Origin of the sequence: Gluconobacter sp. P1D12_c (genome assembly GCF_018812105.1) — a bacterium.
In the GTDB taxonomy this organism is placed as follows: Bacteria; Pseudomonadota; Alphaproteobacteria; order Acetobacterales; family Acetobacteraceae; genus Gluconobacter; species Gluconobacter oxydans_A.
The window spans coordinates 1-626 of record NZ_JACSIQ010000157.1; the positions used below are offsets into that span (position 1 = coordinate 1).

The window sequence follows — 626 nt, forward strand, 5'->3', positions numbered from 1 at the left end:
AAGCCTGATTTTCAAAACGCCGATCCCGCAGTTCACCAAGCTGGTTGAAGAAGAGCGCCCGAGCCAGCGCATTCCGGGCTTCTCCCTTGTTGAGCCCTGCCTGGGTTCGCCTGCGCAAATCCAGATCCTGTATCCAGTCGAGCATGAAAACCGACCGCTCGATCCGGCCAACTTCACGCAAGGCCACAGCCAGACCATTCTGACGGGGATAAGATCCGAGCTTCCGCAGCATGGCCGAGGCCGTCACGGTTCCACTCCGAATGGATGTGACCAGACGCAGCAGGTCGTCCCAGTGGGCCGCAACATGATCGGTATTGATCGGGTCACCGGCCATTCCACTCAGGAGATCACCGGGGCTTTGATCTGGAAACAGGTGAAGTTTCCGCTCTTTCAGATCCCGTATCCTGGGCGCAAATCGATAACCAAAGAAGGGCATCAGCCCGAAAACATGATCCGATGCCCCACCCGTGTCGGTATAATGCTCTTCAATGGAAAGCCCGTTGGCATGATACAGCAGCCCATCCAGAACATAGGGTGCTTCACCGGCCGTCGCCGCAATCACCCGGGTCGAAAACGGATCATACTGATCGGAGATGTGGGTGTAGAAACTGACGCCCGGTTCACTG

At 56.9% G+C, this 626-nt stretch carries 1 protein-coding gene; it reads right to left on the minus strand.

Translation table 11 applies throughout. The annotated features are described in order from the left end of the window. Positions 1-626: Tn3 family transposase (locus KP705_RS16095; RefSeq protein WP_215764968.1), on the minus strand; the 626-nt coding region annotated here is incomplete at both ends.